This is a genomic window from Candidatus Aramenus sp. CH1 (genome assembly GCA_022678445.1).
In the GTDB taxonomy this organism is placed as follows: Archaea; Thermoproteota; Thermoprotei_A; order Sulfolobales; family Sulfolobaceae; genus Aramenus.
This window is the reverse complement of record JALBWU010000005.1, coordinates 16,053-39,684: the sequence shown is the minus strand read 5'-3', so window position 1 is coordinate 39,684 and position 23,632 is coordinate 16,053. Positions and strand designations below refer to the sequence as shown.

Genomic DNA, 23,632 nt, shown 5'->3' with positions numbered 1-23,632 from the left:
CGTAAACGCGTTGGCTACTGTCGTTGTTGAGAACGTACTGTTCTATTTTATAGGGGTTCAGCAGTTAAGAGCGAACTTCTATTTTCAGGAGAGGATCGCGAACTCGACGAGCTGAAGAGCGAGACAGAAAAGGTCCAAAGAAGTGATAGGGAAGAAGTGCTGAGGGAAAGGAAAAGAGTCACTAAGCTTTACCGTGGGCTTCTTCATTTACAGAACTTTAGCATCTCACTTGGCTAACTCTTTGTGGTCTTTGGCGTCTCCACGGTTTACTTGGGCTATCCTTACTTCATTCCTAGGATAAGGGTAACAAGTTTACTTCAAATTTGGTCTTATCGCAAGTTGGCGCGTTAGTGAACAAACTCTACGAGTACGGCGTAAAGACATACCTAGTGATTGAGCATAACACTTCGCGGCTCTGCGCTTTCCATAACGTTAAGGTTGACAGAAATCCCAGGAGTGTCGATAGCTGTCCTCTTGGTCGTAAACTTCACAGCGACGTTAGCGGAGCGTTAAACATTATAATAAGGAAGATTGTCAACGCTTTGGCTCTTTCCTTTCTCTTCACATCACGGGGTATCTCCCATAAAGGGGAGTAACGCCTTAGACCTAGGCAGAACCCTCGCAGGGCTGGGAGGAGGTCAGAACTTAACGTCAAGAACTGCGCAGCCTTCAAAGTATTTTATCATTGGAAGAGATTTATTAATGTATTACCATCATTATTTTGCTATGGACTTAGCCCTCACGTTGAACCGAGCAACGGGCAAGGCCGTCATGTTCCTCCTCTTAGTGCTTTCCAGGCTAATCTCAATCCCATGGTTCTACCAGTTCATGGAGTACTTGTTCTCTTTCCCTGACTCGTCACTCTACGGCTTTTTCTTAAACATAGCCATGATATTGATCCTCTGTCTCTTGATCGTAATGGCGTCTATTGTAAGGCTTAACGCTATGCTAAGGAAAAAATAAACAGGGAACCTTCCCCTCAGTAGGTACACTCCTTGAGGCCAAAGAGCTTTCTCGACCTGGTGCAAAGGACGCAGAAGGTTGATGGCTCTATCCTCTCCCCTACGAGTATCCTTGACGCTAAAGCCTCTACCATGTCCCCAAGTTCCTCGTCGTTGAGTATCCTGTCAACCCTCTCGTCGCAGGCGTGCCTCTCGTAGGCCGTCGTGGACACGCCTAACACTTTCACGGCCTTCTTTACTGGGAACCCCCTTCGCGTCAAGGCCTTTATAATCGCTGCCCTCAAGAAGGGGACCACGTTAACGTAGGACTCCTCGCAATAGGTCTTTAGCTCCATAACATAATATTTACTACGTTTAATAAAAACGCGGTTATTAATGCCACGAGAGAGAAAGTTTAACTCAGTTAATATTAACGAAGTTTACCGATTAATATAAATGTACATATTTCTCCACTAAGTTTGTGTAAATATATTATAGATATGTATAGAAATGTGAACAGATATAGAGAAATAGATTAATTTTACTATTTTCACATTTTATCATATGCTGATTTTTTAAGTTAAAAAAGCACATGTAAAATTTGGGAATAAGTATGTCGGAAAAGATAAGATTTCCAGACGGAAGGGAAGTAGAGCTACACGAGCTAATAGCGTTCCTGTACGGCGTTTCAAGGAGCGACGTAGAGGTGCTCCACGTACTCATGGCCAAGGACAAGAAGATGTACGCGGACGAGCTGGCAAACGAACTGCACGTGACTAAGGCGTCAATAAGCAAGTCCATAAACAGCTTGCTTTACAAGGGACTAATCAACAGAGAGAAGGTAAACGAGCAGGGCAAACAGAAGGGTAGGCCAAACTACGTGTACTGGGTAGAGAAGGAAAGCGTGTACAGAAAAATAGTTGAGGACTTGGAGAGACTAGTGAAGACGGCAAAGGAAGAGCTGTTATCACGTTTACAAGTAGTAATGATGTAAGTTTTTAGGAACCCTGTTCCTTATTTTCAACGATTTTTTGTTCTGATTTCTGTTCTTGTTTCTTCTCCTCTTTCTTCTCTGTCTCCTTCTTTACCCTCTTTATCCTCTCCCTCTTGACCTCGAAAAAGACCTTAACTGAGTCGCCCTCGCACTGCATTGTGTAAGTGTCTCCAGCAACGTTTAGTTTTGAGCACTTTGCGCCCAGCCTCTCGACAGTCTCCTTCATGTACTTCCTTGCGTTGGCTAAGTGCCTAAACGTCGACTCCCTTACCTCTTCCTTTCCTCCCGCTTGAACCTTGGCCTTGAGATGGTACTTAACAACCTTCATAGGCTTTACCAAGACGTCAAAATTTATAAGGTTGTCTACAATATTATTCTGAAGAGTGAACTGTTTATGTCCTTTGACCCTTCAATCTCTTCCTTAACTACAGCAGACGTTATCTCGCTGATAGTCACCTTCATCATAGGCCTTCTAGTGGGTTACATAGTCAAGAACGCCGTGAAGATAGGCTTGACGATACTTGCCATAATAATCATCCTCATAGCGATAGGCGCCCTGTCCCCCACGACGGTTGAACACGCCCTTGTTGCACTGGGCCAGAAGCTGACGCAAGCTGAGGGAGAAGTTAACAGTTACATTAACTTCCTGCCGTACAACTCCATAGCGTTCATAATAGGCTTCGTAATAGGGTTGATCAAGGGATAAAGACTAAAAACAATTCTTTTTCCCCCTTTTCACTTTATTATCGACATGAGGTGTTGGATCTCTTTTTTGACGCTATCTAGCTCCTCCTTGAGCCTCTGGTTCTCCTTTACTACGTCTTCCTGCATCTTCTTGCACTGTTCCTCCGTGTAGAACCTTTGAATCTGTACGTTCTCGAACTTGATCTTCTTCTCTTCAGGCTCGTACTCTGCAACAACTACTAGCCTTATCACGTCTAGTTTGCCTATGTTCTTCTGAGTTATCTCGTCGAAGAGCTTCTTGTTGAGCTCCGAGATGTCTCTTATGATCACGTCCCTGGGGGCTATCTTGCTTAGGGCAACTAGCGCTACCCTTCTCAGCTTGTCCGCGTACCTAGCAGCAATTATAAGCCCAGTCGACAGCTCGAACTTGTTCCCACCTAGAGCAGTAGTTCTAGGAGTTAACTGGACGTATTCTTCAGCCCTTTCAATATCCCTCTGTTCTTCTGCCATAATTAAATATTCTTCATGAAGAATTAAAAGGTTTACTTCTTCCCGAAAGCTTCTTCAGCAGGAGAAGGAAATGGGAGTTCAACGTACTTCTTCAAGACGTTGTACAGCTTGTTTATGCTCCAGATCGTGATTGGGGTCTTGGTATCCCTCAGCCTCAGCAGGTCCTCGAAAACGTCGCACTCGAGGCCAAGTTCACTGCACGAGCTCTCAAGATCCGCCTTGGACAGGGGTATATTGTCGCTAATCAGACATTTTTTCCACTGGATCAGTGACCTAAAGCTCTTGTAGGCGTTGCTGAGGGCGCTCACCTCGTCACCTCTCTTGTAGCCCTCAATGCTCATCTTTAGAAAGCTCTGTATTTGCTTCCTCAACCTTTCACAAGTGTGGGGAGTCTTAACGAAGTTCACCTTCAGATCGCCGCAGACCACCTTAGAGTCCATTAGCAGGTAGTAACAGATGGGGTCCCCTTCCCTGCACATTCCTTCTAACTCCTCCTCTGAGACCACTAGGGGGGAGTATCCCTCGCTTGCCAACTCCAAAAGGACAGACTTGTCGCTGGTCACTGCGAAGACGTTGACATCTGAGATCCCCTCAACGTATTCGTCCCTGGCAAAGGAGCCGAAATAGCCCAATGCCTTAACCTTATTGCAGAGGCTTGACAACTCCACAATGTATGGTACTCCGCCTAGAAATTAAGTTTTCTAGGATTTGCTTTTTAACTCCGTGCCGAACCTAGTCTTATGGAGAAACTTGGGAATTACGAGTATTACTCCATCAAAAAGCTAGGAGTTGACAACTTCCCCTTCTCCCTAAAGGTCCTCGTGGAGAACGTGGGCAGAAACCTAGGGGAAAAGGTGGGAAAGGATAGCCTAGAAAACCTGTTGGGCAGGAAGGTGGGGAAGGACATAACCATCATGCCGACCAGGGTGATAATGCAGGACTACACTGGAGTGCCCCTCCTGGTGGACCTGGCTGCAATGAGGTCCGAGCTCAAGAGGCTTGGGAAAGACCCCGAGCTCGTGAACCCCGTAGTCCAGTCAGACTTGGTCATAGACCACTCAGTGCAGGTCGACTACTACGGCACAGAGTACTCCCTGAGTCTAAACATGAAGAAGGAGTTCGAGAGGAACGCCGAGAGATACAAGTTCCTCAAGTGGGCACAAGGGGCGTTCAACAACCTCAGGGTCGTGCCACCGGGTAAGGGTATAATACACCAGATCAACCTGGAGTACTTGAGCAGGGTAATTGCGATAAAGGACGGCGTAGCGTTCCCAGAGGTCGTCATTGGCACCGACTCCCACACGACCATGGTAAACGGCTTGAGCGTCCTAGCGTGGGGAGTGGGAGGGCTTGAGGCTGAGGCCGTAATGTTGGGCGAACCGTACTTCATGACAGTCCCAGAAGTGGTGGGGGTAAGGCTAGTTGGGGGGGTCAAGGAGGGCGTCACTCCAACTGACGTCGTCCTCTTCATAACGGAGATGTTGAGGAAGAAGGGAGTGGTGGGCAAGTTCGTGGAGTTCTACGGCCCCTCAGTATCCCTCCTCTCAGTCCCGGACAGGGCAACAATAGCCAACATGGCCCCCGAGTACGGGGCTACGGTGGGCTACTTCCCAATAGACGAACAGACTCTCAAGTACTTGAAGGCTACCAACAGGGACTACGAGATAGTGGAGAAGTACGCTAAGGAACAGGGGATGTTCTACACTGGAAAGGAGGAGCCAGACTACAACGACGAGGTAGAGATAGACCTAAGCGAGATTGAGCCCTCCCTTGCGGGGCCGAGAAATCCAGACGAGAGGGTCCCGCTAAGGGAGATGAAAAAGCTGAAGGTGAGCGGGAAGAGAGGGAGGATAGTGGAGGACGGGAGCGTCGTCATATCTGCAATAACCAGTTGCACAAACACCTCCAACCCCACCGTAATGATAGGTGCAGGACTCCTGGCAAAGAAGGCTGTGGAACTAGGTCTGAGGAGCAAGCCCTACGTCAAGACGTCCATGGCCCCAGGCTCTCCTGTTGTGTACAAGTACTTGAAGGAGGGTAATCTCATCCCCTACTTGGAGGCCCTAGGGTTCCACGTTGTGGGCTTTGGGTGTACTACCTGCATAGGCAACGCGGGGCCCTTACCCAGTGACGTGGAGAAGGACGTAAGGGAAAACAACCTGGAGGTTTACGCGGTAATAAGCGGAAACAGGAACTTCGAGGGGAGGATAAACCCCCTACTGAAAGGCACTTACTTGGCGTCTCCTATACTCGTGGTGGCTTACGCCATCTACGGGAAGATAAATCTAGACCCAGAGAGCCCAATAGCCGTTGATCCCAACGGGAGGCCTGTTTACTTAAGGGACGTGTGGCCCTCGCTAAAGGAGATCTCGGAGTACATGAGCCTGGCCTTGAAGCCTGAGTTCTTCAAGGAGATGTACGCAAACGTATTCGAGGGAGACGAGAACTGGAAGGGCCTTAGCATCTCCCCAGGGAAAGTGTACGAGTGGAAGGAGAGCACCTACATAGTTGAGCCACCTTGGTTCAAGGAAGCCCAACCCTTCAAGGAGGTAAGGAACGCCAGGATACTCCTGCTACTTGGAGACAAGGTAACCACTGACCACATATCCCCAGCTGGGCCCATTCTGCAGAACTCCGACGCCGGAAAGTACTTACGCGCCCTAGGGGCCACAGAGCTTAACACATATGGTGCTAGGAGAGGGAATCACGAGGTGATGCTCAGGGGAGGCTTCGCCAACCCCAAGCTCAAGAACTTCATGGTGAACAGGGAGGGAGGGTACACAGTGCACTACCCCGACGGCAAGGAGGGCACAGTCTACGAGGTGGCAATGAGGTACAAGCAAGAGGGAGTGCCCCTTGTGATATTCGCCGGGAAGCAGTACGGCACGGGAAGCTCCAGGGACTGGGCGGCAAAGGTCACTGCTCTCCTAGGAGTAAGGGCGGTAATAGCTGAGAGCTTTGAGAGGATCCACAGGAGCAACCTCGTAGCCATGGGGGTAGTGCCAATAGAGAGCGTGAGCTGGAAGGACATAGGCATCAAAGGCGACGAGACCGTTAACTTGCACTTTGAGCTTAAAGTGAGGCCAAAGGTGAAGGTAGAGGTAATAGGCAAGGACGGCAAGAGGGAGTTCGAGGGAGTGGCCAGGATAGACACCGAGGCTGAGGTCAACTACGTTAAGTACGGGGGAATCCTCAACTATGTCTTCCAGAAAATTAAGGGTAAGAATTAGGGGGATATATGCTACAGCTCTAACCTACTTGGCAAAGGAAAGGTTTCAAGTAGTTCAACAGAGCCCAGAGATAGCCCAGAGGTTTAACGAGGGAGTAGTAAGAGCCCCAGCTGATGTTACCATAAAGAACAACGACGAGGGCCACTTAATCGCAATAGGTCAAGACGTAAGTAACTTCCTAAAGGAAGTGTTCAAGGCATCAATAGTGTGGAAGTCCCCAGTGAAGCTCTACTCAGTGATCGAGACGGAGGACTGCACATACATGGACTTTAAAGTGGAGCCGTGCATGGAGAGGGGACTAGTGGTGAGGCCACCCTACGACGGGAAGCTGGGGCTGGACGAGGTAAAGGCTGTTGGCAGATATGCCTTCGTGTGGAGGGGAGAGGGAAGGACTTACTTCTCCGAACACGTGAGGAAAAGGGAGGTATTGCTAAAGATCAGCCTCCCCTTCAACAAGAAGGGCTACAACGTAAAGTGGAGGAGCAATGCCCCCTACGCTGACGAGAGAGAGCTCCGGGGGGAACTGGAGAGGTTGGCCATGAGGTACGATAACGAAGACTTCAAGCAGGGAGAGGACTTCTCCATGGTACTGCCCTCCCTTGAGGACAAGCTCTATCTAGACGAAGTGAGGGGGAAGATCTTGGAGACCCAGAGGTTCCACCACATGCTAAAGCTGAGCTTCAACGAGGTCGACGAGAGGGAACCAAAGGACATGTTCGACGAGCTCATCAAGGACTTCATGGAGATAGAACACGTGAAGCTTGGGGGCACAATTAGGCTGAGGGAAGGAAAGGTGATAAAAAAGGATGTTAGCAACGAGGGCTACAAGCTTTGGCTAATGAGGGAGATCTCCCCCGGTGGGCTCTATGACGGCCTCGGAATAGAGAAGGAGGAAGGGGACTACGACGTCATGGAGGTCGACTCGGGCAAATGGTACGAGGTCCACAACTACTACTCCAGGGACGGAAGGTTAAAGGGGAAGTACATCAACATCTCTACGCCCCCAGAACTCTTGAGGGGGAAGATAAGGTACGTGGACCTCGAGCTTGACATAGCGGTAAAGGACGGGGAGGTAAAGGTCTTGGACGAAGATAAGTACCTTGAAATAAAGAAATACCTTGGGGAAAAAATAGAGAAACAGGTTTTGAGCTTACTAAAAGAGTTCACTGTTGCTTAATAGGAATGATCTTTACCGTGTTGTTCTCCTCGTCGAAGACTACCTTCACTAGGTCGCCCTCCCTTATCTGGAACTTCTGCCTTATCCTTGCGGGTATGGTAACTTGGTAGTTTCTACTTACCTTTACAATGTCTTCTACGGTCATATTCTCTTCATGTACTATATAATAATTACCTAATATAAATTTTTTCTTCAAAGATATATGTCTAAATTTGTTACCTAGTAATGAAAATACTTATATAGAATGTCTGAGGAATTTGGTACTTTTCATATATATGGAAAAAAGCCCTGTGATTCCTCTGCTTTTAAAGTCCGATAAAAACGTTTTAATTTACGCCTTAAAATGATAATGTTAAATCACGATAATATTGACCAGATCTTATATCAAACTAAACTTATACGTTGTATAATGGCGGAGTTTTCGAGATTATGTTTAAATCCTTTTATTCCATAAATGATAAATAGTGAAATTTTAAGTATAGATAAATGAAAGAGAGATTAAGGTCGAATGAGAAGTATTACACATGAACCTGTTTGGGATAAACGTTAATTCTTTGATGACGCCTGAGGTAAAGTTCATCGTAAGCAAGATGAGGTTCGTGAGCTCTTTAGGAGAGGAGTTTCCAGCGTTAGTCTCCTTTAACCAAAACCAGCAGGTCTTAAGGGAACTCATAGTGGTGAGAAGGCCCATACTGAAAGGGCACCAGATCCTACCAGGCTACAAGTACTTAGTCGAGTCAAGGGAAGACGGGAAGCTCTCTTCCCTGGCCGACGACAAGAAAGTGATTATGGGGATCAAGGCAAGGAAGAGTAAGTTCGGGATTACGACGAGCCTTGTCTTTATCGGACTTAAGGGTGAATTGGACAAGATCTTGGTAATCCACGACGTGCCAGTGGTAGCGTCAAATAGGAAGGAACTAATAGAGGGAGTAAAGGAGTTCATGAAGGAGTGGGTGGGAATAGAGATAGAAGACGCTCCCTGTACAATCAGGGGAGTTAGGGGAGAGAAGATAAAGGTTGTGAAGATGGACGTCGACTACGCTACCCTTCTCCTCTGAGCTTCCTCGTGACTTCACTACTTACCTCCTTTGACAGCTTCCTGGTCTGCTCAGTAGTCCCTATTCTCTTTGTCGTCTCTAGTCCTTCAGAGAGCCTCCTTGTCGTCTCTATGAGCTCTATCCTCCTAGTCTGCTGGGCCAATTGATCCATCTTCTGTAACGTCCTTGTGGCCTCCACTAGGTTCCCCGCCTCCACGTCTGTAGAGTACTTCTGCAAGGCTTTGTAGTACTCATACTCCAAGGTTAAGTCCTTGTTTATCCCTGAAACGAAGGTCTGCTGGTCCCTTGCAGGAGTCAGCGATATGACGCTCATAAGCGCTTGTTGCCTTGAGGTAGCAGGATCCTCGTAGTTGAGCTTCACCGTCAAGAAGTTGCCGCTAAAATTGGGCGGAATCGTTACCTCTCCGTAGATTTTGACCACTCCTTCTAGGGCGTTGATGGTGACTGGGGGCCCAGAGAAGTTCAAGAGCTTCACTGGGCTCTCGGACACTACGTCCATAACTATGTTCTTCCCCGCAACCTTGGTCTTTGCAGCCTTAGGCAGGTTATTTGGTATCTGCATAGGGTCATCCACGTGGTAGAACTGCCCGCCAGTTCTGTCTGCTAAGGTCTTCAGTATCTTCTCGTTGTAGTCGTCCCCTAGACCAAAGGCTATCACTTGTACCTTCTCCGGTATCTGGATCTTGGTGTACGCTACTTCCGACGTCTCGTCAGTGGGATTACCGTCTGTGAGCAGTATGACGTAGCTGGGCATCTCGTACCTCTTTGTCAAGTTAAAGGCTGTCAAGAGGGCGGTATAGAGAGCCGTTTGCCCGCCCGCGCTTAGCCCAGAGACGTAGGAGGTTAAATCCTCTGGGTCACCGAACTCCTTGACCACGTTTACGTGGGTTGAGAACGTGATAAGGGAGACCTTATTGCCTTGGGGAATCCTCTTGGAGAGTTCAATTGCACCGGTCTTGGCGTTCTCAAGCTTTAACCCCTCCATTGAACCGCTTGTGTCCAAGAGGACAATGTAGTGGAAACCTGAGGCAGTGGTTACCTTTTCCGGGACCAACAATACCTTGAAGACAGCCCTAGTCTCGGTGCTAAAGGAGTACTTGTGGCTCACTTCTACTCTCATAGATATGGTCATGCCAATCACCTTTAAGGAGTAATGTGGTCATAACTTACGTAATCGTAGATAAAACTCTTTTTCTCTCCATCCCAGACGAGGGCTCCCGCCCTCATCCCGTGATATGCACTAGAGAACACGGTGATTACCTTCATATCTCTTTGACCGTCAATTACGTCCACCCTCCAGCCGTCCGCTACCTCGTGGCCCCTGATTATCCCCTTCAAGCCGTTCTCCTCTAGGAACTTCTTGGTCACGTCTTTGCCGTAGAAGAAGGTCCCATCACCCCTTACGTTGGGGACAAAGCCATCTAGCTCCTCCCTAGGGTCGTTCCAGAGGAGCTCAAAGGCTATAGCGTTATCTGGGTTAACGTCTGGTCTCGGCAACGTCTTTATTTCCTCCACCCTCTTCAGATCTCTCGCTATGCCCCCATGTACTACCAAGTACTTGTCCTCTGGCCCTCCGTCAAAGAGGGCAGCGTAGGGCATTACGGCAAACATATTCTTAAATTCCTCGTAGTACTCCTCTTTGCCCATCTTTCTCTTGACCTCGTTGACGAAGCCGTAGTAGTAGTTAGTCAGAGGGCTCTCATGGTTACCCCTCAGTAGGATCACTCTCTTCGGGTTCTCTAGGTGCTCCTTTAGGAGAAGCTCCAAGTTTTCTATGCCGTTGGGCCCCCTGTCCACGAAGTCGCCAATGAACGCGAGCACGTCCGCGTCCTTATGTGCCTCCAGTACCGCCCTGGTTATAAAGTCGGCCCCGTGCGTGTCTCCAACAAAGACTGCCTTTTTTACGTTAGATATCTCTATGAGGGGATCCTCGCTCTCAAACTGTTCTTTTGCCTTCTTAACTAGCTCTAGGATCTCTGAGATCTTACTACCCTCAAGGAGGCTCATTCTCTCACAATTTTTACGATGGTACTGTTACCCAGTTTGATTATTGAGTTTGCTTGGATCTCCTGCTTCCCCTTCACTGGCTGGAAGAGCTTACCGTCATAGACGTAGGTGCCGTTTGTGCTGTTAAGGTCCTCTATGTACAGCTTACCGTTGCTGAGGGAGAGGACAGCGTGCTTCCTAGACACTTCGGAGTCTGGAATCACTATGACGTTCTCAGGGCTCCTCCCTATGGAGATGTTCTCAAACACGTCAAAGTCCAGGGAAACTTTCATCTTGTTTAGGGCGGAGGCTGGAGTTGCTATGAACTGCAGGTAGTACTTCTGGGCTTGTTGTTGTACCTCTACCTGCTGAGACAGTTGTGCAGTAGATGGCGCGGGCTCTGGCTGTGGCGTGGTCTGTTGTATGGCCTGCGGTGCGGGTTCAGTTGATGCCATGGTAGGTGAAGCAGGTTGGGCTCCCTCCTGTGGTTCTGCTTGCGGCGCTTGTTGATCTACAGTCACTTGCTGTGGGGCTTGCACCTCAGCGGGTTGTGATGCTCCAGCTGGTTGGGCATGTGGCTGCTGAGCTCCCTCTGGTCTCTTAGCGCCACATTGTATACAGAACAAGGCGTCGTCTGTGTTCTCATAACCGCAAACAGGGCATTTCCACGTCATGGTTTGTATATTGTGTGGAAAGCTTATTAAGGATTTCTACGCATAATCAAAAAGGTATAACCCCTTGACCATATCGCTAAAAATAAGAACTTCTAATCAATTTATATATTATTCCAAAGATTCCAAGATTGGCGTAGTCGTTTACTTGATACCCGAGAACTCCTCCCAAGTGAAGAACGTACACTTCATCATAGCGGTCGACAACAGTCCCTCGATGATGAAGGACGGCAAGTTCCAGACAGCAGTGGAGTCGGCGCAGAGGTTGATTTCAAGTCTCCCAAGGGATAACATGGTTACCTTGATCCTCTTCTCCAACCACCCAAGGGTAGTCTACACAGGGAACACGGGGATCTACGTCCCTATGCCCACGGAGAAGGGGGCTACTACGAGGTTCCACGAGCTGATAAGGTATGTAATTGAGCTGAGCTCTAGGTATCAGATGCCCACTAGGGCCATCCTGCTGACTGACGGGAAACCAGTGGACAAGAGGAACGTTAAGGACTACGAGAATCTATCCTTCCCAGCAAACCTGCAAGTGATCGCAATAGGCATAGGCAGAGACTACAACGAGGCAATACTCAAGAGGCTCGCAGACATGACCGCCGGGCTCTTCTATCACATCGAAGACCCTTCTCAACTGCCCCAGCTCTTTCAGGAGCAGAGCACAAACAGCGTTTTCGCCACCAACGTGAGGGTAAACGTGCCCCAAGGCTTCTCTCCCCTAAACTTCGACATGCCCATAAGGATCCCAATAGTTGAGGGCCTAGTGACGGTGTACGGGGTAATGGACGTTCCGCCTGGGGACAAGGACTTCGAAGTGTCCATAATCGTTACATACAACGACCCGTCTACCTCACAAGAGAGGACGTTGAGCCAAACGGTAGTATTGAAGAGGGCACCAGACCAAGTGGTGGAGGCAAACGTCAACAAGGAGGTAGAGGCAGAAATCCAGTACTACACGCTACTGAGGGACTACACCAACGCCCTCGAGACCGGGAAAGAGGCTACGAAGGTCTTGCAAAAGCTCAGGGAGGCAGCGGAGGCCACAAGAAGGGAGGACTTAATAGAGGCAACCCAGAGGCTAACTGGAGACTCAAAGGCAGACCTATCCGAGGCAACTAAAAAGATGAGAAAGTGATGATCCTAGCTAGGTTGCTCTCGAAGGAGCTCTTGGGACTAGGGATAACGTCGATTTACTCCAAGAGAGACAACCTCCAGAGGATCGCAGTGGACGCCCTAGTCAGGGAGCTGAGGCTAAAGGAAGGGGGGTTTCAAGGGAAGGCGAGAAGGGAAGAATTGGGAATAAGGATAATCTCTGGGAAGGGCGAGGAGAGGGCACAAGCTACGTTATCACAGGAGGGGAGAGAAGTACTAAAGGAGTTCCCCAAGACGCCGGTGTTCATCGTAGATCTAGGCTTTTGGGACTACCACTCTGAAAAGGAGAAGAAGAGGCTCTACGTGCAAGTCCTCTCCTCTGTGGACGCAGTAAGGAGGTACTTGTGGGACTACAACCTCTCCCTCAACCACTCTCCCTTTAAGCTCACCACTATACCCAACAAGGTGAGATACGACGTTGAGCCCTCGGGGAAGGCAGTGGTCCTAAACCCATACGGTGACGTGGTGGCCACGGAGGAGCTACTTAGAAGTGCTGACACCTTTATCCTTGGGGGAATAGTGGACGAGAGCGGTTGGAAGGGGGCTACCACTGCCCTCTCTGAGAGGTTTGGCTACAACTTTCTGCAAGTGAGGATAGAGCTGAGGGGGTCTAGGGTCGGGGTGCCGGACAGGATAAACAAGATAATAGAAATAGTCATGGAAGTAAGGGAGGGCAAGAGCCTAGAGGACGCCATAATAGACAACCAGTCCAGCGCCGACAAGTACCTCAGGATTCTCAGGGACGGGAACTCCGAGGAGACGGGGAAGTGGCTGAGGGCGAGCGAAAAAGTCATTAAGAAGGCGGAGAGGGTCCTTAGTCGAACTCGGCCTGGATCTTCTTCTTCCCCTCAATGAACTTCCTCGGGAACGGCAAGTTGTTCTCCTTGACTTCCTCTATCTTTATCCCCTTCTTCCTGAGCCTCTCGATCGCCTGCTTTAGGTCGTCCTCGTGGGTGGCGAACTTCACCGCCTCCTTTATCTCGTTGAGCGTGGCGTCGTTTGATCTAAACCTCTCTGCGCTCACGGCGTTCCAGTTGTTGTTCTGCTTGTATATGACCACCACGTCTTGCAGGTAGCCCTTTACCACGTGCTCCACTCCAGCTATGTAGTAGTCCAAGTACTTGTACACTGCCATGAGCAAAAATATTAGCTTCTAGCTTAAGGGTTTAACTATGATAGACTACGTCATCAAGGCCATCGCCACTAAGCTAGAGGACGGCGAGAGGGTATACGTAGGTCTGAACTCCATCCCGGCGCTCATAGCCACTTTTATGGCCAGGGACTTGTACGGGAAGAGGATTAGAATCCTGGGAGTGGCAGAGGCAGACAACCCCTCAAGGGTAGTGGTGTCTCCCTCGACGGGGAGCCCGTTTTTCGTGGAGGAGGCCCCTGTGATGATCACTGTGGACTCCTTCGACATGGCGCAAAAGGGGTTACTGGACGTGATGTTCCTGGGCCCAGTCCAGATAGATGAAGAGACCAACGTAAACCTCTCAGTCATAGGCGACTACCGCTCCCCAAAGGTGAGACTACCGGGAGGCGCGGCTACTGCCTTCATAATGCCCTTGGTGAAGAAGGTGGTGCTCTGGAATTTGAAGCACTCTAGGAAGTCACTGGTCAAGAGAGTGGACTTCGCGACCGGGTCAGCAAAGTACTCCAACAACAAGGTCGTGGTAGTGACCAACTTGGGCGTCCTCGAGTACGACAGGAAGGAGAAGGTCTGGAAGGTAACTGATCTCTACCCTTACTCCACTGTCGAAGACATCGTGAACAACACGGAGTTCGAGGTCGTCCCAGAGAACCCAAAAACTATCGAGCTGACTGAAGATGACAGAAAGTTCATAGAGCAGATGGACCCGTACAACCTCAGGCTTGCCCTAGAATAGCCAAGATCTTCTCGTAGTCCGCGTCGTAGAGTGGGAACATACTAGTGGGCTCAGCTCCCCTGGGGAGGTGGACTACAGCTGTTACGTACTCCGCGTTTATTGTGGGCCTCCTGCCGTAGAAGTAGCTCTTGGGCACTATCTCCTCTGCGGTGATTATCACCTTCTTGGACGCCTTAGCCTTGTACTCGTCCTCGTATAGAGGGCCGAGTATCTCGCTGTTTCCCTCCTCGTCAGCCCTGTTCACGTGTATAATCGCCACGTCTGGGGTTATCGCCTTGACGAAAACTAGTTTCTCCCCAGTAAAGGGGTCCTCCCCAACCTTCCACGTCCCTACCCTCTCGTGTAGCTTCACTAGGTCTGAGCCTAGGACACCTCTCACCGGCATGAAAGGTACTCCTTGGGCACCAGCCCTTATACCGGCCATGAATGCTCCGCATGTGTCCTCAAGTAACTCCACCTCCCCTTTCTCGATCTTACTCCTAAACGTGGGGAGCATGCCAAACCACTCCAGCGTTGCCATTGCCATCCTTACCTTTGATATGACGTTGTGCTGTAGCAGGACTTCTAGGGCTAGCCCGGGCTCCCTGTCCACGAAGGTCAAGTTCCTCACCCCACTCTCCGCTAGCTTAAACACGAAGTGCATAGGGTTCCTGTGTATTGACATCCCGCTTACCGTTATCACGTCCCCGGGCTTTACTAGGCTCAAGGCGTCATCAATTGAGACTATCAAGGCTTGACCACCCTCTTCAGCTCCTCCAGCGCTTCCGTCTCCTCCAAGGTGCTCACGTCCCCTACTTCCTTTCCAGACACGACTGCCCTCAGTACCCTCCTCATTATCTTCCCCGTCCTAGTCTTTGGCAACTTGTCTAAAAATATTACGTCGGCCAGCGACGCTACGGGCCCAACCAAGTTCCTCACCGTTTGCCTTATCCTCTCCTTGAGCTCCTCCGAAGGCCTAGCCCCTTCCTTCAGCGTCACGAAGGCCACCAAGACGTTCCCCTTTATGGGGTCTTCCTTGCCCACCACCGCCGTCTCCGCCACCTCTGGGACTTCCAAGACAGCGTTCTCTACCTCTGCTGGGCTCAGCCTGTGCCCGGCGACCTTAACGACGTCGTCTCCCCTTCCCAAGATGTAGAGGTAGCCGTCCTCGTCCACGTAGCCGTAGTCCCCAGTATAGTAGTAGCCAAAACGGGAGAAGTACTGCCTGTACCTCTCGTCGTCCTTGTAGAGCCCTACCATAAAGGCTGGGGCGGAGGACTTTATTATCACGTTTCCCTTCTGGCCTGGAGGTAGCTCGTTGCCGTTGTCGTCAACTACTGCCACATCAATGCCCGGTAAGGGGATGCCCACCGAGCCCTTCTTGTAGCTTATCCCCCCTACGTAGAAGCCACTAGGGGAGGTTATGAACCCTGAGTTCTCCGTCTGCCCCCAAGTCTCGACCACGTACGTCTTCCCCTGGGTTAGGTCGACGAGCCACTTCCACGCTTCTTCTCCCAGGATTTCCCCAGCGCTCACAATAGTTTTCAGAGATGAGATGTCGTACTTGGTCTTCACGTTGTGCTTCACCAGTAGCCTCACTGCAGTCGGCGCTACCCACATGTGTGTAACCTTATACTTCTCCACTAGGTACCACCAGACCTCAGGATCAGGGTAGTCTGGGACACCCTCAAACCAGAGCACCGTTGCCCCGTTGAGCAGGGGACCGTAGGTGCTGTAAGAGTGCCCGTTTATCCAGCCTATGTCCGGGGTGGAGAAGAACACGTCCTCCTCTCCGAAGTTGAAGAGCCACTTAACGTGGAAGTATGCCCACACTGTGTAGGGACCCACTGCGTGCACAACCCCTTTTGGCTTCCCAGTAGTCCCAGAGGTGTACAGGATGAAGAGGGGGTCAAGGGAGTCACTCCTCTCTGCCTTTACCTTCTTTAGGCCAGAAGTCAAGTCCTTAAAGTTGTAACCCATAACCCTCCCCTGCCTTTCAAGAGTAACGATATTTACGTCCATTCCCTCTATGGCCTCCTTTACGGTCTTTAAGTAGTCTATCGTCTTCCCCCTTCTGAACCCAGCATCTGCCGTGATGAGGAAGGAGCTGGAGGACATCTTCATTCTGTCCCTCAACGCCTGGGATCCAAAGCCCGCAAAGACCACGCTGTGCGCTGCTCCTATCCTCGCAACGGCTAGCATTGTCACCATAGCCTCCGGGACCATAGGCATGTAGATGGTGACTACATCGCCCTTCTTCACGCCTATTTCCTTGAGGGAGGAGGCAAGAGAGTTGACCTCAGCGAAGAGCTCTTGGTAGCTAAGAGACCTCCTCTCTCCGCTTTCGCTCTCCCAGATTAAGGCTACCTTGTTCTTCCTCTCTGGGTGAGCGTCAAATACGTTGTAGGTGGGGTTTATCTTGCCTCCCTTGAACCAGTAGTAATAGGGGGGGTCTGTCTCCACCACCTTCTCGTAGTACTTGAACCAGGCCAGCTCCCTAGCTATCCCGTCCCAGAACGCCTCTGGGTTCCTTATCGAGAAACGCCAGAGTTCCCTTGCCTTAGCGTAAACTGGGTCCATGAGTGAAATTGCTCATTTTAGTTTTTTACCTTTTATCACCCAGTACTTGCCCCTCAGCGACGCTCCTTGGACGTGAAAGCGGATCAAAAACTTCAACGCGACGCTAGGGTTTACCCCTCCGTAGACCTCATCCCTGACCCAGAGCTCTACTTCCCCTCCCTTCCTTAAGACTCTGTTTGCCTCCCTCACCATGTCGTAGTCGAGAACCTCGAAAAAGACGACCTTGTCTAGCGAGGAGTCCCTGAAAGGGAAGGGGTAAATAGAGCGAACGGCGTTCTCTCCGGGCACTGACGTTAAGCAGGCGACAGCACCCTTGGGACATATACCAACAGCCAGAGTTCTCTCTGACACCTTCACCTCTGGGTACTCAAAGGAGAGGAGCTCAACCTCCCTCACCAACCTCTTCCCGTCTACCACGAAGTCGGCGACCATGTTGAGGACGTCCTTCTCACCCTCAAGTAGGGAGGTGCCAACTAAAAAGTCGCAGCGGTTAAGCGAAGAACTCCTAGTGAGCCCAAAGTTCACTTCCTCCTTGGCCCCGTCGTATATCACTAACTTCAAAGCGTTCCAGAGGGCAGACAGCTCTCCGTCCCTAGTCAAAAAGGCAACTTTCACGTGGTAACTATTGTGTGTGAAGGTAAATATTTTTAATTGATAATTAGATCGAAAAGAAATATTTCACTACTTACTTAAATCACTCATGGCCCTCGACGCGTCCAGGATGGACAGCATCCCTATTATGTTGCCCTCGTCGTCCTTAACTGGTAGGTGCCTTATCTTCTTCTTGGTCATTATCTCTATGGCCTTGAGTACGTCGTCGTCCATGTCTATTACCTCTAGGTTGCCCATGGTTGAGACAAGCCTAACTTCGTCTGATGGAGAGAAACCCATGGCAAACGCCCTAACCGCGTCCCTGTCCGTGAAAATGCCCTTGGGTTGGCCCTGCTCTGTTACCAACACTGAGCCAACTCCTCTCTCCACCATTAACTTACATACCTCTTGGATCGACGTATTTGCCTCTACTTGGAAAATCGGTGACGACATGTAGTCTTTTACTTTCGCCATATCCATATTCTCTTTATTGTTCCCAATAAGCTTTTAGTTCAACGGCCTTTGGCTCGCCGTTCTTCACGAGGTCCTCTATCACCTTCCTCAAGTAATCCTCCGTCTGCAGACCCCTTATCAACCACTTGTCGTTTATGACGAGGGCTGGTACTCCCCTTATGCCCATGGCCTTTGCCTCTGCTTCGTCCTCCATCACCGCGAGCTTTGCCTCCTTTGACTTGAAGTCCCTCTTAAACCTCTCTACGTCTAACCCTACTTCCTCGGCAATCTCTATGAGCACTTGGTCATCGGCCACGTTCTCCCCCTCCAGGAAGAACTTTTCCTGTGCCCTCGTGAAGTACTCCCAGTGCCCGTCGTCTCCCCTCTGGAACTCCGCTGCCTTACAAGCCATAAGCGGGGGGAGGGACCAGACGTAGCCTATCTTGCCCTTGGATATTGGCTTCTCAGGGTCGTAGTCCTTCATATACCTCTTCAGGATGGAGAACTCGTTCTTGAACACCTCTCTGGCGTCCTCCTCGGTGGGCGCTATCGCCTTCAAGTCGTCCAAGGAGGAGATCATCATGAAGGCCTTGTGCTTTAGTCTCACCTCTCCCTTGAAGTCCTTGAGCACGTTCTTGAGCCTAACGTTTGTCATGAAGCAGAAGGGACAGAGGACGTCATGGAAGAACTTTATCTCTATCATTTCAGCCCAGACAAAAATAAATGGATAAAAAGAATATAACGCTAACTAAAACCGGCTTCCTTCTTCAGCTCCTCTATTTTGTTAACGATGTTGAGGATGTCGCCCATCTTGTCCTTGAGCTCTGGAGAGTTCGCTAGATCCATTATGGCTGACTTGAACTGTCCCCAGTACTCCCTCATTACTAGCTCGAGGTCGTACCTCTGCATGGTCACTAGCTCGAGGGAAACCAACAGCTTAGCTCCTACCCTGTTCACCACTTGCCTATTGGACTCCACTAGGGAGTTAACTGCGTCCAGGAGGTCGAACAAGTAGCTCCTTATCTCCATTAGTTGCCTTTCTCCGGGCTTCATGAGTTCCTCAGAGTGGGAGGAGGACATAACTATCAGTTATTTTTTGATAATTTATTTTATAAAGTTAACTTATTTTGAGATGACAATTGCCCCTCTAGGTGAGTATAGGGGTCACGGAGGTGTAAAGGCCGTACACCATCAAAGCCGTAGACAAGGAAGAGAAGATAAGCTCAAAGGACCCCTTTCTCGCGTAGTAAATGGAGGCGGAAGCAAAGAAGATTGATAAGGAAGCGTAAAGGGCTATCAGGGAAGGTATAATGAGGTAGTTATAGTAGGCGGAGGGGTCCACTAAACCAACTAGTGAGAGGGCAACGAACCCTCCCACCACAAGGCCCTTCCTCCACCCAAACGACTTCACCAACACGTTCTTCACGGCGAAGAACTCGACGAGTATGAGGCCTAGGGAAGCGAAGGACGTAAAGAGGTAGGTTAGGTTAGCTGGTGCAAAAAAGGAGTCGATAACTGCGAGCCCCGAGGCTAAGGCGTAGCTTATAGGAAGAAGGTAGACGTCCTTGGCTAACCTCTCCCCGAGGAACGAAGAGAGGGTTATGCAAACTGGAAGGAGTGAACTGGACGCGACAGATGGCAGGCTCACGGTTAGGTCTAAATGCTTAGGGGACCAGAGGTGGGGGATCGGGATCATGATCACTAGCTGTAGTAGGGACAGTGGGACTGCCGAGTAGGGCTCTAGGTCTAGGAGGGCGACCAAGGTTATCAAGCCAATTAAGGAGAGCGTAGTTGCAATGAACTGGGCTCCGGACAGGGGAAGGACGTAATAGGTTATGAAGTACACTGTATAACATAAATATAGGAAGTAGGAAATCGTCCAGAGAACTGCGAAAAGCATCGATGCATTAGGTAAGAATGCCTTGATTTGGTCATAGAGGCCCCCGTAACTAGCCTTCAACTTCATCGCAGAGTACAAGACCAACACTGTGGGCGAGAAGAGCAGAAACGCCATGACAGACTCAAGGGCGTTGCCCTTCGAGAGGAGATATGAGACTTCCAGGGGTCCGATGGAGCCAAAGACGAAAGAAAAAAGCACTACTTGGCTTAAGACTCGCATTGTTAACCCCATACGTACCCAGAGGAACTACTGGAAGTGCTAGTAGAAGTTGAGGAGGTTGAGGAAGTCGAAGAGGTCGACGTTGATGAAGCGGGGGTTGAGGAAGTGCCCATGGATGAGGAGTGCGTAGAGGAAGCGTGTATTGAAGCCATCCCGAATGCTATGCCCCCAACTATCAGCACAATTACGGAGATTGTGAGAACAGCTACCTCAACTAGTCCAGGTGCCTTCTTGTCCTTTTTGCTCATGTTCTCTATATGGGGTCTCATCTACCGGTATTAAGTATTTGCCCAAATCAGTAAGAGAAATCTTTATTGAGGACCTTGAAAGTTACTATATCCCATGCAAAACGTTAAGAAGGATCAGTTTATTGTAGGGATAATAGGCGGAGTACTGTCGTTTGCGTGGGCCTACGTGCACCTCTAGCTCTCAACTAGCCCTTTAGTACCTTCACCCTTTAGAACCTTCTTCCTAGTGGACGCCTTACTGGCAATAATTGCTGGAATCCTCTTCATCCTAACTTTCAAGCTGCTGGTATTCAAATTCGTCTACGCCCTTGAACTTGTTTACTGGTGGGCGAACTACCTCCTCTTGGGTCTCACTAGGGTGCTCCCAGTCCCTCTCGTTGGCAGACCGCTACCCTTCACCACGGGAACCGCCCTCACCGCCTTCGTCCTAGACGTGCTCCTAATAGTTGTCGCTACCTACATTTTCGTCCAACTGAGAAGGTGAGGCTAACTCTCCAACGACCAATTTACCCTTATCTTGACTGGCCTGGACAGGGTATCCTTTAAGGGACACCTTTTTTCTGAGAGGTCTATTATCTCCTTTATCCTCTTGTCCCTGCTCTTGACCTTTATGTCGTAGGCCACCTCAAGTAAACCTGGAGGAACCCCGGGCTCTCCCTGGAAGCCCCTAGGGTCCATTGTGCCCTCGATGTAACCGCTCAGCTCCTCTATCTCCACTCCCTTTTCCCTAGCCACGTACCTTACCGTAAGCAACATGCAGGAGAGGGCTGAGGCAAGGAGAACCTCCTCGGGGGTCGGGTAGTCTGAGCCGAAAAGTCCTATCTCCATCTCCCTCCCAGCCACGCAGACCCTTACCACGTCCCCCTCTAGCTTTCCCTCAACAGTAAACGTCATCATGACCATTACCTCAGTTCAGTAACCCAACGTCCCTAAGGATTGCCAGCTCCACAGCATACCTTATGTAGAGAGAAGTCTTCTCTTCCTCGCTCAACCTCCTCCCTATCTTCCTCTCCAGCTCGTTTATCTGGTCAGTCACCACCACGCTGACGTTGGTCTCTATCGATGGCTTGTTGACCTTAAACGTGTTGTACACCGCCATTACTAGCTCGTACATCTCCTCGTCCAAGTTTAGCAAATAGTTGCTCACAGCCGGGATCAGCATGCCGTTGAACTCAACCATCTTCCCCTTGAAGTAGGGCCTCCAGTTGAGCATGTGGGACTTGACGAACTCCCATGAGGGAGGAAAGCCCTTGTACTCGTCGGCGTTCGGCACGTCAACGACCTTGTACTCGTTTCCGTCTACGTCTACTATTGCCTTTACCTCCAACTCGAGGTTTCCTACCTTTTCTTTCAACACTGTGACACCTCTTAATAAAATAAAAATCGACATAAAGATTTTTTTCTTTAATAACACTACCTAAAAGTGGTGATGCTATGTCTATGGTGCAAGACCCGTGTGTGGCCGAGTGCTTCAAGCCAAACTCTCAGTGGAGGTTCACTAACATCTCAGAGTGCCTTGCTAGGTGCAGGGAAGTCGTGATAACTAAACCGTGATCCATATGAGAGTAATGGACGTAATGACGGAGAACGTCCTATCAGTGTCCCCGGAGACGAAAGTGAAGGATGTCATCCAGAAGATGATACTCAACAACGTGAGGAGGTTAGTGGTAGGCAACGACAGCATAGTGACGATTAGGGACTTGGTGTACAACTGGGACAAGCTAGACCAAGAAGTGGGGAAGCTGGCGTCAAGGGACCTCGTTTTTATTTCCCCACAAGCCGACTTAAAGGAAGCTTGTAGGATAGTCACGGCGAAGGGCGTAGGATCACTACTGGTGGGGGACGGAGTCAGGATTCAAGGTATTATAACTGAAAGGGACTTGATAAGGTACTGCCGTATTGAGGCAAATGGGAACGTGGGAGACATAATGAACGTTGAGCCAATAATATCATCACAGGACGCCACGCTGGACGAGATAGTGCAGTTTATGAAGGAGAAATACAAGAGGCACGCGGTAGTTATAGAGGAAAGCCTACCTGTGGGCGTAATTTCGGTGAGGGACATAGCTAGGCCACTTGCGTCAGGAAGGGACATAAGGAAGATAAAGGCCAAAGACGTTATGACTGTCTCTGTCTACAAGGTAACCCCAGACTCCTCCATTGAGACTGCTAGGTTCTTAATGGCAGAGAAAAACATAGGCTACCTTCCCGTGGTTGACGCAAGGAGCTTACTTGGGGACGTCAGTGAAAGGGAAATCCTAGCTGTCCTGTCTATATAACCTCTTGCACTTCCGGTTTTTTCAAGACCTCGTTGAACGCGTTCTTCAAGTCCTCCTTTGTGAAGCCGAAGATGACTGGTTTCTTCTCTTCAAACGCCTTGTCTATCCTCTCGCCTATCTCCTCTGGTCTAGACCCCCTCAAGTAGTCCTCTAAGTACTCGACGAAACCCTTAGGCGACATGACGAAGAAGTCTCCCGAGATGGACACCTCCTCTAGCTTACCCTCCACGAACTTCACTGTAAGCCTTATGAGCTTCCTGGCCTTGTAATCGAGGTGGCAGAACGCGACGGCAGAGGATATCTTGACGCACCTCTCCGTCCTCAGCTCTGGGTGACGGTTGTCCTTGTAGTACACCCACTCTTCCCTCCTCTTGTCCTCCGCCAGCTTTTCCCACATCTCTATTTCCTCCGGAGTGAGCTGGGAGTCCTCGAACTTTATGCCTAGGTCCCTCTCAAACGCCTGCTTTATCCTCTTGTTCAGCTCCTCCCTCGGGGGCACGTAGCCGAGCTCGTCCTTTAGCGAGGTGAGCCAGTCCCTCATGTCCTTGGCCATCTTGTCCCTGAACTTCACTGAGGGTACCTTAATGCACTTGCTCATCAAGTCCACGTCCAGCTCCATTAATATGTTCCCGGCTATCACGACGGCGTTCTCGTAGTTCATGGCGCCGTTACCGCTTATCTTCTTGCCGTTAACCACTATGTCTTGGTCCCTCAGCGACGCGTTGAGCCCGTAGTCCCTCAGCACGTTCACTATTGGCGTTAAGTAAGTTGAGTAGAGCTTTACAGGGTCCCTAGGTGCTTCATTTGCCTTTATCACGATAAAGTAGTCGTGCTCCCCCTGGGTGATTACTACAGTCCCCCCTCCTAGGTCTCTCCTCACAACCGGAATGTTGTGGGCCTTGGTAAAGTCGAGGTCTACCTCAAGCCATACCTCTTGGTGAACGCCCACGTTAACGAACGGTTCCTTTACGGAAAAAAGGAGTAGTGTGTCTTTCCCCCCTTTGCTCACGTAGTCGGCTACTGCGATAAAGGACGTGACCATGTGGTAGCCGTCTTGGGGGGGGAGCTCAACGAAGCGCCAGTTCATT

At 50.0% G+C, this 23,632-nt stretch carries 32 protein-coding genes; 12 read left to right on the top strand and 20 right to left on the bottom strand.

The window, feature by feature from the left end:
* Positions 1 to 350 precede the first annotated feature (350 nt).
* Together MPF33_04595 and MPF33_04590 are read left to right on the top strand one after the other, a co-directional pair.
* Positions 351 to 596, top strand: coding sequence for a transposase (locus MPF33_04595; protein ID MCI2414522.1), 246 nt, complete (start codon positions 351 to 353; stop codon positions 594 to 596).
* Positions 597 to 726: 130 nt separating this feature from the next.
* Positions 727 to 963: a hypothetical protein gene (locus tag MPF33_04590; protein ID MCI2414521.1), complete on the top strand. Its 237-nt coding sequence runs from the start codon at positions 727 to 729 to the stop codon at positions 961 to 963.
* 16 nt (positions 964 to 979) lie between these two features.
* Here the strand turns inward: MPF33_04590 and MPF33_04585 are convergent, their stop codons facing one another.
* Positions 980 to 1,297, bottom strand: a complete 318-nt coding sequence (locus MPF33_04585) for a transcriptional regulator (GenBank protein MCI2414520.1) — start codon at positions 1,295 to 1,297, stop codon at positions 980 to 982.
* 257 nt (positions 1,298 to 1,554) lie between these two features.
* Here MPF33_04585 and MPF33_04580 point away from each other — a divergent pair, with 257 nt between their 5' ends.
* Positions 1,555 to 1,935 (top strand): MarR family transcriptional regulator, encoded by a 381-nt coding sequence (locus MPF33_04580; protein ID MCI2414519.1) that lies wholly within the window; start codon positions 1,555 to 1,557, stop codon positions 1,933 to 1,935.
* 4 nt (positions 1,936 to 1,939) lie between these two features.
* On the opposite strand, the gene MPF33_04575 is transcribed toward MPF33_04580, so the two are convergent.
* On the bottom strand, positions 1,940 to 2,263 hold the full coding sequence (locus MPF33_04575; GenBank protein MCI2414518.1) for a hypothetical protein: 324 nt from the start codon (positions 2,261 to 2,263) through the stop codon (positions 1,940 to 1,942).
* A 66-nt stretch (positions 2,264 to 2,329) separates the two neighbouring features.
* Between MPF33_04575 and MPF33_04570 the strand changes: the two genes are divergently transcribed.
* Entirely contained in the window at positions 2,330 to 2,641 is a 312-nt protein-coding gene (locus MPF33_04570; GenBank protein MCI2414517.1) for a hypothetical protein, read from the top strand.
* A 29-nt stretch (positions 2,642 to 2,670) separates the two neighbouring features.
* Here MPF33_04570 and MPF33_04565 read toward each other — a convergent pair whose 3' ends face one another.
* Both MPF33_04565 and MPF33_04560 read right to left on the bottom strand, forming a co-directional pair.
* Positions 2,671 to 3,129 carry a DUF2258 domain-containing protein gene (locus tag MPF33_04565; protein ID MCI2414516.1) on the bottom strand — a complete coding sequence of 153 codons (459 nt, stop codon included), beginning with the start codon at positions 3,127 to 3,129 and terminating at the stop codon, positions 2,671 to 2,673.
* 32 nt (positions 3,130 to 3,161) lie between these two features.
* Positions 3,162 to 3,797 carry a hypothetical protein gene (locus MPF33_04560; protein MCI2414515.1) on the bottom strand — a complete coding sequence of 212 codons (636 nt, stop codon included), beginning with the start codon at positions 3,795 to 3,797 and terminating at the stop codon, positions 3,162 to 3,164.
* A 72-nt stretch (positions 3,798 to 3,869) separates the two neighbouring features.
* Here MPF33_04560 and acnA point away from each other — a divergent pair, with 72 nt between their 5' ends.
* On the top strand, positions 3,870 to 6,359 hold the full coding sequence (acnA, locus tag MPF33_04555) for an aconitate hydratase AcnA (GenBank protein MCI2414514.1): 2,490 nt from the start codon (positions 3,870 to 3,872) through the stop codon (positions 6,357 to 6,359).
* Positions 6,328 to 7,536: a DUF402 domain-containing protein gene (locus MPF33_04550; protein ID MCI2414513.1), complete on the top strand. Its 1,209-nt coding sequence runs from the start codon at positions 6,328 to 6,330 to the stop codon at positions 7,534 to 7,536. The genes acnA and MPF33_04550 overlap by 32 nt, the downstream gene beginning before the upstream one ends.
* Here the strand turns inward: MPF33_04550 and MPF33_04545 are convergent.
* Entirely contained in the window at positions 7,523 to 7,681 is a 159-nt protein-coding gene (locus tag MPF33_04545) for an AbrB/MazE/SpoVT family DNA-binding domain-containing protein (GenBank protein ID MCI2414512.1), read from the bottom strand. The genes MPF33_04550 and MPF33_04545 overlap by 14 nt on opposite strands.
* 379 nt (positions 7,682 to 8,060) lie before the next feature.
* On the opposite strand from MPF33_04545, the gene MPF33_04540 reads away from it, so the two are divergent.
* Positions 8,061 to 8,594, top strand: coding sequence for a hypothetical protein (locus MPF33_04540; GenBank protein ID MCI2414511.1), 534 nt, complete (start codon positions 8,061 to 8,063; stop codon positions 8,592 to 8,594).
* Here MPF33_04540 and MPF33_04535 read toward each other — a convergent pair.
* Genes MPF33_04535 through MPF33_04525 form a run of 3 tightly spaced genes read right to left on the bottom strand, consistent with a single transcriptional unit; the run spans position 8,578 to position 11,254 of the window.
* On the bottom strand, positions 8,578 to 9,726 hold the full coding sequence (locus tag MPF33_04535; GenBank protein MCI2414510.1) for a VWA domain-containing protein: 1,149 nt from the start codon (positions 9,724 to 9,726) through the stop codon (positions 8,578 to 8,580). The two genes, MPF33_04540 and MPF33_04535, sit on opposite strands and share 17 nt — an antisense overlap.
* 11 nt (positions 9,727 to 9,737) lie before the next feature.
* Entirely contained in the window at positions 9,738 to 10,601 is an 864-nt protein-coding gene (locus MPF33_04530) for a metallophosphoesterase (protein ID MCI2414509.1), read from the bottom strand.
* Positions 10,598 to 11,254 carry an FHA domain-containing protein gene (locus MPF33_04525; GenBank protein ID MCI2414508.1) on the bottom strand — a complete coding sequence of 219 codons (657 nt, stop codon included), beginning with the start codon at positions 11,252 to 11,254 and terminating at the stop codon, positions 10,598 to 10,600. The genes MPF33_04530 and MPF33_04525 overlap by 4 nt, the downstream gene beginning before the upstream one ends.
* Before the next feature lie 145 nt (positions 11,255 to 11,399).
* Between MPF33_04525 and MPF33_04520 the strand changes: the two genes are divergently transcribed.
* The gene (locus MPF33_04520) at positions 11,400 to 12,392 is read left to right on the top strand and encodes a VWA domain-containing protein (GenBank protein ID MCI2414507.1); all 993 of its coding nucleotides are present in this window, start codon (positions 11,400 to 11,402) and stop codon (positions 12,390 to 12,392) included.
* Positions 12,392 to 13,264 (top strand): tRNA (guanine-N1)-methyltransferase, encoded by an 873-nt coding sequence (locus tag MPF33_04515; protein MCI2414506.1) that lies wholly within the window; start codon positions 12,392 to 12,394, stop codon positions 13,262 to 13,264. Before MPF33_04520 ends, MPF33_04515 begins: the two co-directional genes overlap by 1 nt.
* On the opposite strand, the gene MPF33_04510 is transcribed toward MPF33_04515, so the two are convergent.
* Positions 13,224 to 13,544 (bottom strand): hypothetical protein, encoded by a 321-nt coding sequence (locus MPF33_04510; GenBank protein ID MCI2414505.1) that lies wholly within the window; start codon positions 13,542 to 13,544, stop codon positions 13,224 to 13,226. The two genes, MPF33_04515 and MPF33_04510, sit on opposite strands and share 41 nt — an antisense overlap.
* A gap of 37 nt (positions 13,545 to 13,581) precedes the next feature.
* Between MPF33_04510 and MPF33_04505 the strand changes: the two genes are divergently transcribed.
* Complete coding sequence (locus MPF33_04505) at positions 13,582 to 14,295, top strand: CoA-transferase subunit beta (GenBank protein MCI2414504.1); 714 nt, start codon at positions 13,582 to 13,584, stop codon at positions 14,293 to 14,295.
* Here the strand turns inward: MPF33_04505 and MPF33_04500 are convergent.
* From MPF33_04500 to MPF33_04465, 8 genes are all read right to left on the bottom strand, one after another.
* Positions 14,276 to 14,959: a CoA transferase subunit A gene (locus tag MPF33_04500; protein ID MCI2414503.1), complete on the bottom strand. Its 684-nt coding sequence runs from the start codon at positions 14,957 to 14,959 to the stop codon at positions 14,276 to 14,278. The two genes, MPF33_04505 and MPF33_04500, sit on opposite strands and share 20 nt — an antisense overlap.
* 62 nt (positions 14,960 to 15,021) lie before the next feature.
* Positions 15,022 to 16,854, bottom strand: coding sequence for an acetate--CoA ligase (locus tag MPF33_04495; protein ID MCI2414502.1), 1,833 nt, complete (start codon positions 16,852 to 16,854; stop codon positions 15,022 to 15,024).
* Positions 16,855 to 16,866: 12 nt separating this feature from the next.
* Positions 16,867 to 17,469 (bottom strand): class I SAM-dependent methyltransferase, encoded by a 603-nt coding sequence (locus MPF33_04490; protein ID MCI2414501.1) that lies wholly within the window; start codon positions 17,467 to 17,469, stop codon positions 16,867 to 16,869.
* A 66-nt stretch (positions 17,470 to 17,535) separates the two neighbouring features.
* Positions 17,536 to 17,919, bottom strand: a complete 384-nt coding sequence (locus tag MPF33_04485; GenBank protein ID MCI2414500.1) for a CBS domain-containing protein — start codon at positions 17,917 to 17,919, stop codon at positions 17,536 to 17,538.
* 13 nt (positions 17,920 to 17,932) lie between these two features.
* Positions 17,933 to 18,601 carry a DsbA family protein gene (locus MPF33_04480; GenBank protein ID MCI2414499.1) on the bottom strand — a complete coding sequence of 223 codons (669 nt, stop codon included), beginning with the start codon at positions 18,599 to 18,601 and terminating at the stop codon, positions 17,933 to 17,935.
* A 41-nt stretch (positions 18,602 to 18,642) separates the two neighbouring features.
* Positions 18,643 to 18,978, bottom strand: coding sequence for a hypothetical protein (locus tag MPF33_04475; protein MCI2414498.1), 336 nt, complete (start codon positions 18,976 to 18,978; stop codon positions 18,643 to 18,645).
* A gap of 67 nt (positions 18,979 to 19,045) precedes the next feature.
* Positions 19,046 to 20,017 (bottom strand): hypothetical protein, encoded by a 972-nt coding sequence (locus tag MPF33_04470; protein ID MCI2414497.1) that lies wholly within the window; start codon positions 20,015 to 20,017, stop codon positions 19,046 to 19,048.
* 2 nt (positions 20,018 to 20,019) lie between these two features.
* Positions 20,020 to 20,265, bottom strand: coding sequence for a sulfocyanin (locus MPF33_04465; GenBank protein MCI2414496.1), 246 nt, complete (start codon positions 20,263 to 20,265; stop codon positions 20,020 to 20,022).
* A gap of 226 nt (positions 20,266 to 20,491) precedes the next feature.
* Between MPF33_04465 and MPF33_04460 the strand changes: the two genes are divergently transcribed.
* Positions 20,492 to 20,749, top strand: coding sequence for a hypothetical protein (locus MPF33_04460; GenBank protein MCI2414495.1), 258 nt, complete (start codon positions 20,492 to 20,494; stop codon positions 20,747 to 20,749).
* 2 nt (positions 20,750 to 20,751) lie between these two features.
* Here the strand turns inward: MPF33_04460 and MPF33_04455 are convergent, their stop codons facing one another.
* Positions 20,752 to 21,168, bottom strand: a complete 417-nt coding sequence (locus MPF33_04455; protein ID MCI2414494.1) for an OsmC family protein — start codon at positions 21,166 to 21,168, stop codon at positions 20,752 to 20,754.
* 4 nt (positions 21,169 to 21,172) lie between these two features.
* Positions 21,173 to 21,619, bottom strand: coding sequence for a hypothetical protein (locus MPF33_04450; protein ID MCI2414493.1), 447 nt, complete (start codon positions 21,617 to 21,619; stop codon positions 21,173 to 21,175).
* A gap of 205 nt (positions 21,620 to 21,824) precedes the next feature.
* On the opposite strand from MPF33_04450, the gene MPF33_04445 reads away from it, so the two are divergent.
* Complete coding sequence (locus MPF33_04445; protein ID MCI2414492.1) at positions 21,825 to 22,544, top strand: CBS domain-containing protein; 720 nt, start codon at positions 21,825 to 21,827, stop codon at positions 22,542 to 22,544.
* On the opposite strand, the gene MPF33_04440 is transcribed toward MPF33_04445, so the two are convergent.
* A complete protein-coding gene (locus MPF33_04440; GenBank protein ID MCI2414491.1) occupies positions 22,537 to 23,631 on the bottom strand; it encodes a lipoate--protein ligase family protein in 1,095 nt (364 codons plus the stop codon). The genes MPF33_04445 and MPF33_04440 overlap by 8 nt on opposite strands.
* Between the last annotated feature and the right edge of the window lies 1 nt (position 23,632).

What these genes read in the sequence shown, in the direction of transcription:
- MPF33_04500 (MCI2414503.1), bottom strand. Translation starts at nt 14,959, where the DNA reads ATGTCAATACACAGGAACCCTATGCACTTCGTGTTTAAGCTAGCGGAG.
- MPF33_04445 (MCI2414492.1), top strand. Translation starts at nt 21,825, where the DNA reads ATGAGAGTAATGGACGTAATGACGGAGAACGTCCTATCAGTGTCCCCG.
- MPF33_04545 (MCI2414512.1), bottom strand. Translation starts at nt 7,681, where the DNA reads ATGACCGTAGAAGACATTGTAAAGGTAAGTAGAAACTACCAAGTTACC.
- MPF33_04565 (MCI2414516.1), bottom strand. Translation starts at nt 3,129, where the DNA reads ATGGCAGAAGAACAGAGGGATATTGAAAGGGCTGAAGAATACGTCCAG.
- MPF33_04540 (MCI2414511.1), top strand. Translation starts at nt 8,061, where the DNA reads ATGAACCTGTTTGGGATAAACGTTAATTCTTTGATGACGCCTGAGGTA.
- MPF33_04550 (MCI2414513.1), top strand. Translation starts at nt 6,328, where the DNA reads ATGTCTTCCAGAAAATTAAGGGTAAGAATTAGGGGGATATATGCTACA.
- MPF33_04465 (MCI2414496.1), bottom strand. Translation starts at nt 20,265, where the DNA reads ATGAGCAAAAAGGACAAGAAGGCACCTGGACTAGTTGAGGTAGCTGTT.
- MPF33_04580 (MCI2414519.1), top strand. Translation starts at nt 1,555, where the DNA reads ATGTCGGAAAAGATAAGATTTCCAGACGGAAGGGAAGTAGAGCTACAC.
- MPF33_04495 (MCI2414502.1), bottom strand. Translation starts at nt 16,854, where the DNA reads ATGGACCCAGTTTACGCTAAGGCAAGGGAACTCTGGCGTTTCTCGATA.
- MPF33_04505 (MCI2414504.1), top strand. Translation starts at nt 13,582, where the DNA reads ATGATAGACTACGTCATCAAGGCCATCGCCACTAAGCTAGAGGACGGC.
- acnA (MCI2414514.1), top strand. Translation starts at nt 3,870, where the DNA reads ATGGAGAAACTTGGGAATTACGAGTATTACTCCATCAAAAAGCTAGGA.
- MPF33_04590 (MCI2414521.1), top strand. Translation starts at nt 727, where the DNA reads ATGGACTTAGCCCTCACGTTGAACCGAGCAACGGGCAAGGCCGTCATG.
- MPF33_04535 (MCI2414510.1), bottom strand. Translation starts at nt 9,726, where the DNA reads ATGACCATATCTATGAGAGTAGAAGTGAGCCACAAGTACTCCTTTAGC.
- MPF33_04585 (MCI2414520.1), bottom strand. Translation starts at nt 1,297, where the DNA reads ATGGAGCTAAAGACCTATTGCGAGGAGTCCTACGTTAACGTGGTCCCC.
- MPF33_04485 (MCI2414500.1), bottom strand. Translation starts at nt 17,919, where the DNA reads ATGGCGAAAGTAAAAGACTACATGTCGTCACCGATTTTCCAAGTAGAG.
- MPF33_04525 (MCI2414508.1), bottom strand. Translation starts at nt 11,254, where the DNA reads ATGACGTGGAAATGCCCTGTTTGCGGTTATGAGAACACAGACGACGCC.
- MPF33_04570 (MCI2414517.1), top strand. Translation starts at nt 2,330, where the DNA reads ATGTCCTTTGACCCTTCAATCTCTTCCTTAACTACAGCAGACGTTATC.
- MPF33_04440 (MCI2414491.1), bottom strand. Translation starts at nt 23,631, where the DNA reads ATGAACTGGCGCTTCGTTGAGCTCCCCCCCCAAGACGGCTACCACATG.
- MPF33_04530 (MCI2414509.1), bottom strand. Translation starts at nt 10,601, where the DNA reads ATGAGCCTCCTTGAGGGTAGTAAGATCTCAGAGATCCTAGAGCTAGTT.
- MPF33_04510 (MCI2414505.1), bottom strand. Translation starts at nt 13,544, where the DNA reads ATGGCAGTGTACAAGTACTTGGACTACTACATAGCTGGAGTGGAGCAC.
- MPF33_04575 (MCI2414518.1), bottom strand. Translation starts at nt 2,263, where the DNA reads ATGAAGGTTGTTAAGTACCATCTCAAGGCCAAGGTTCAAGCGGGAGGA.
- MPF33_04455 (MCI2414494.1), bottom strand. Translation starts at nt 21,168, where the DNA reads ATGGTCATGATGACGTTTACTGTTGAGGGAAAGCTAGAGGGGGACGTG.
- MPF33_04515 (MCI2414506.1), top strand. Translation starts at nt 12,392, where the DNA reads ATGATCCTAGCTAGGTTGCTCTCGAAGGAGCTCTTGGGACTAGGGATA.
- MPF33_04470 (MCI2414497.1), bottom strand. Translation starts at nt 20,017, where the DNA reads ATGCGAGTCTTAAGCCAAGTAGTGCTTTTTTCTTTCGTCTTTGGCTCC.
- MPF33_04475 (MCI2414498.1), bottom strand. Translation starts at nt 18,978, where the DNA reads ATGTCCTCCTCCCACTCTGAGGAACTCATGAAGCCCGGAGAAAGGCAA.
- MPF33_04480 (MCI2414499.1), bottom strand. Translation starts at nt 18,601, where the DNA reads ATGATAGAGATAAAGTTCTTCCATGACGTCCTCTGTCCCTTCTGCTTC.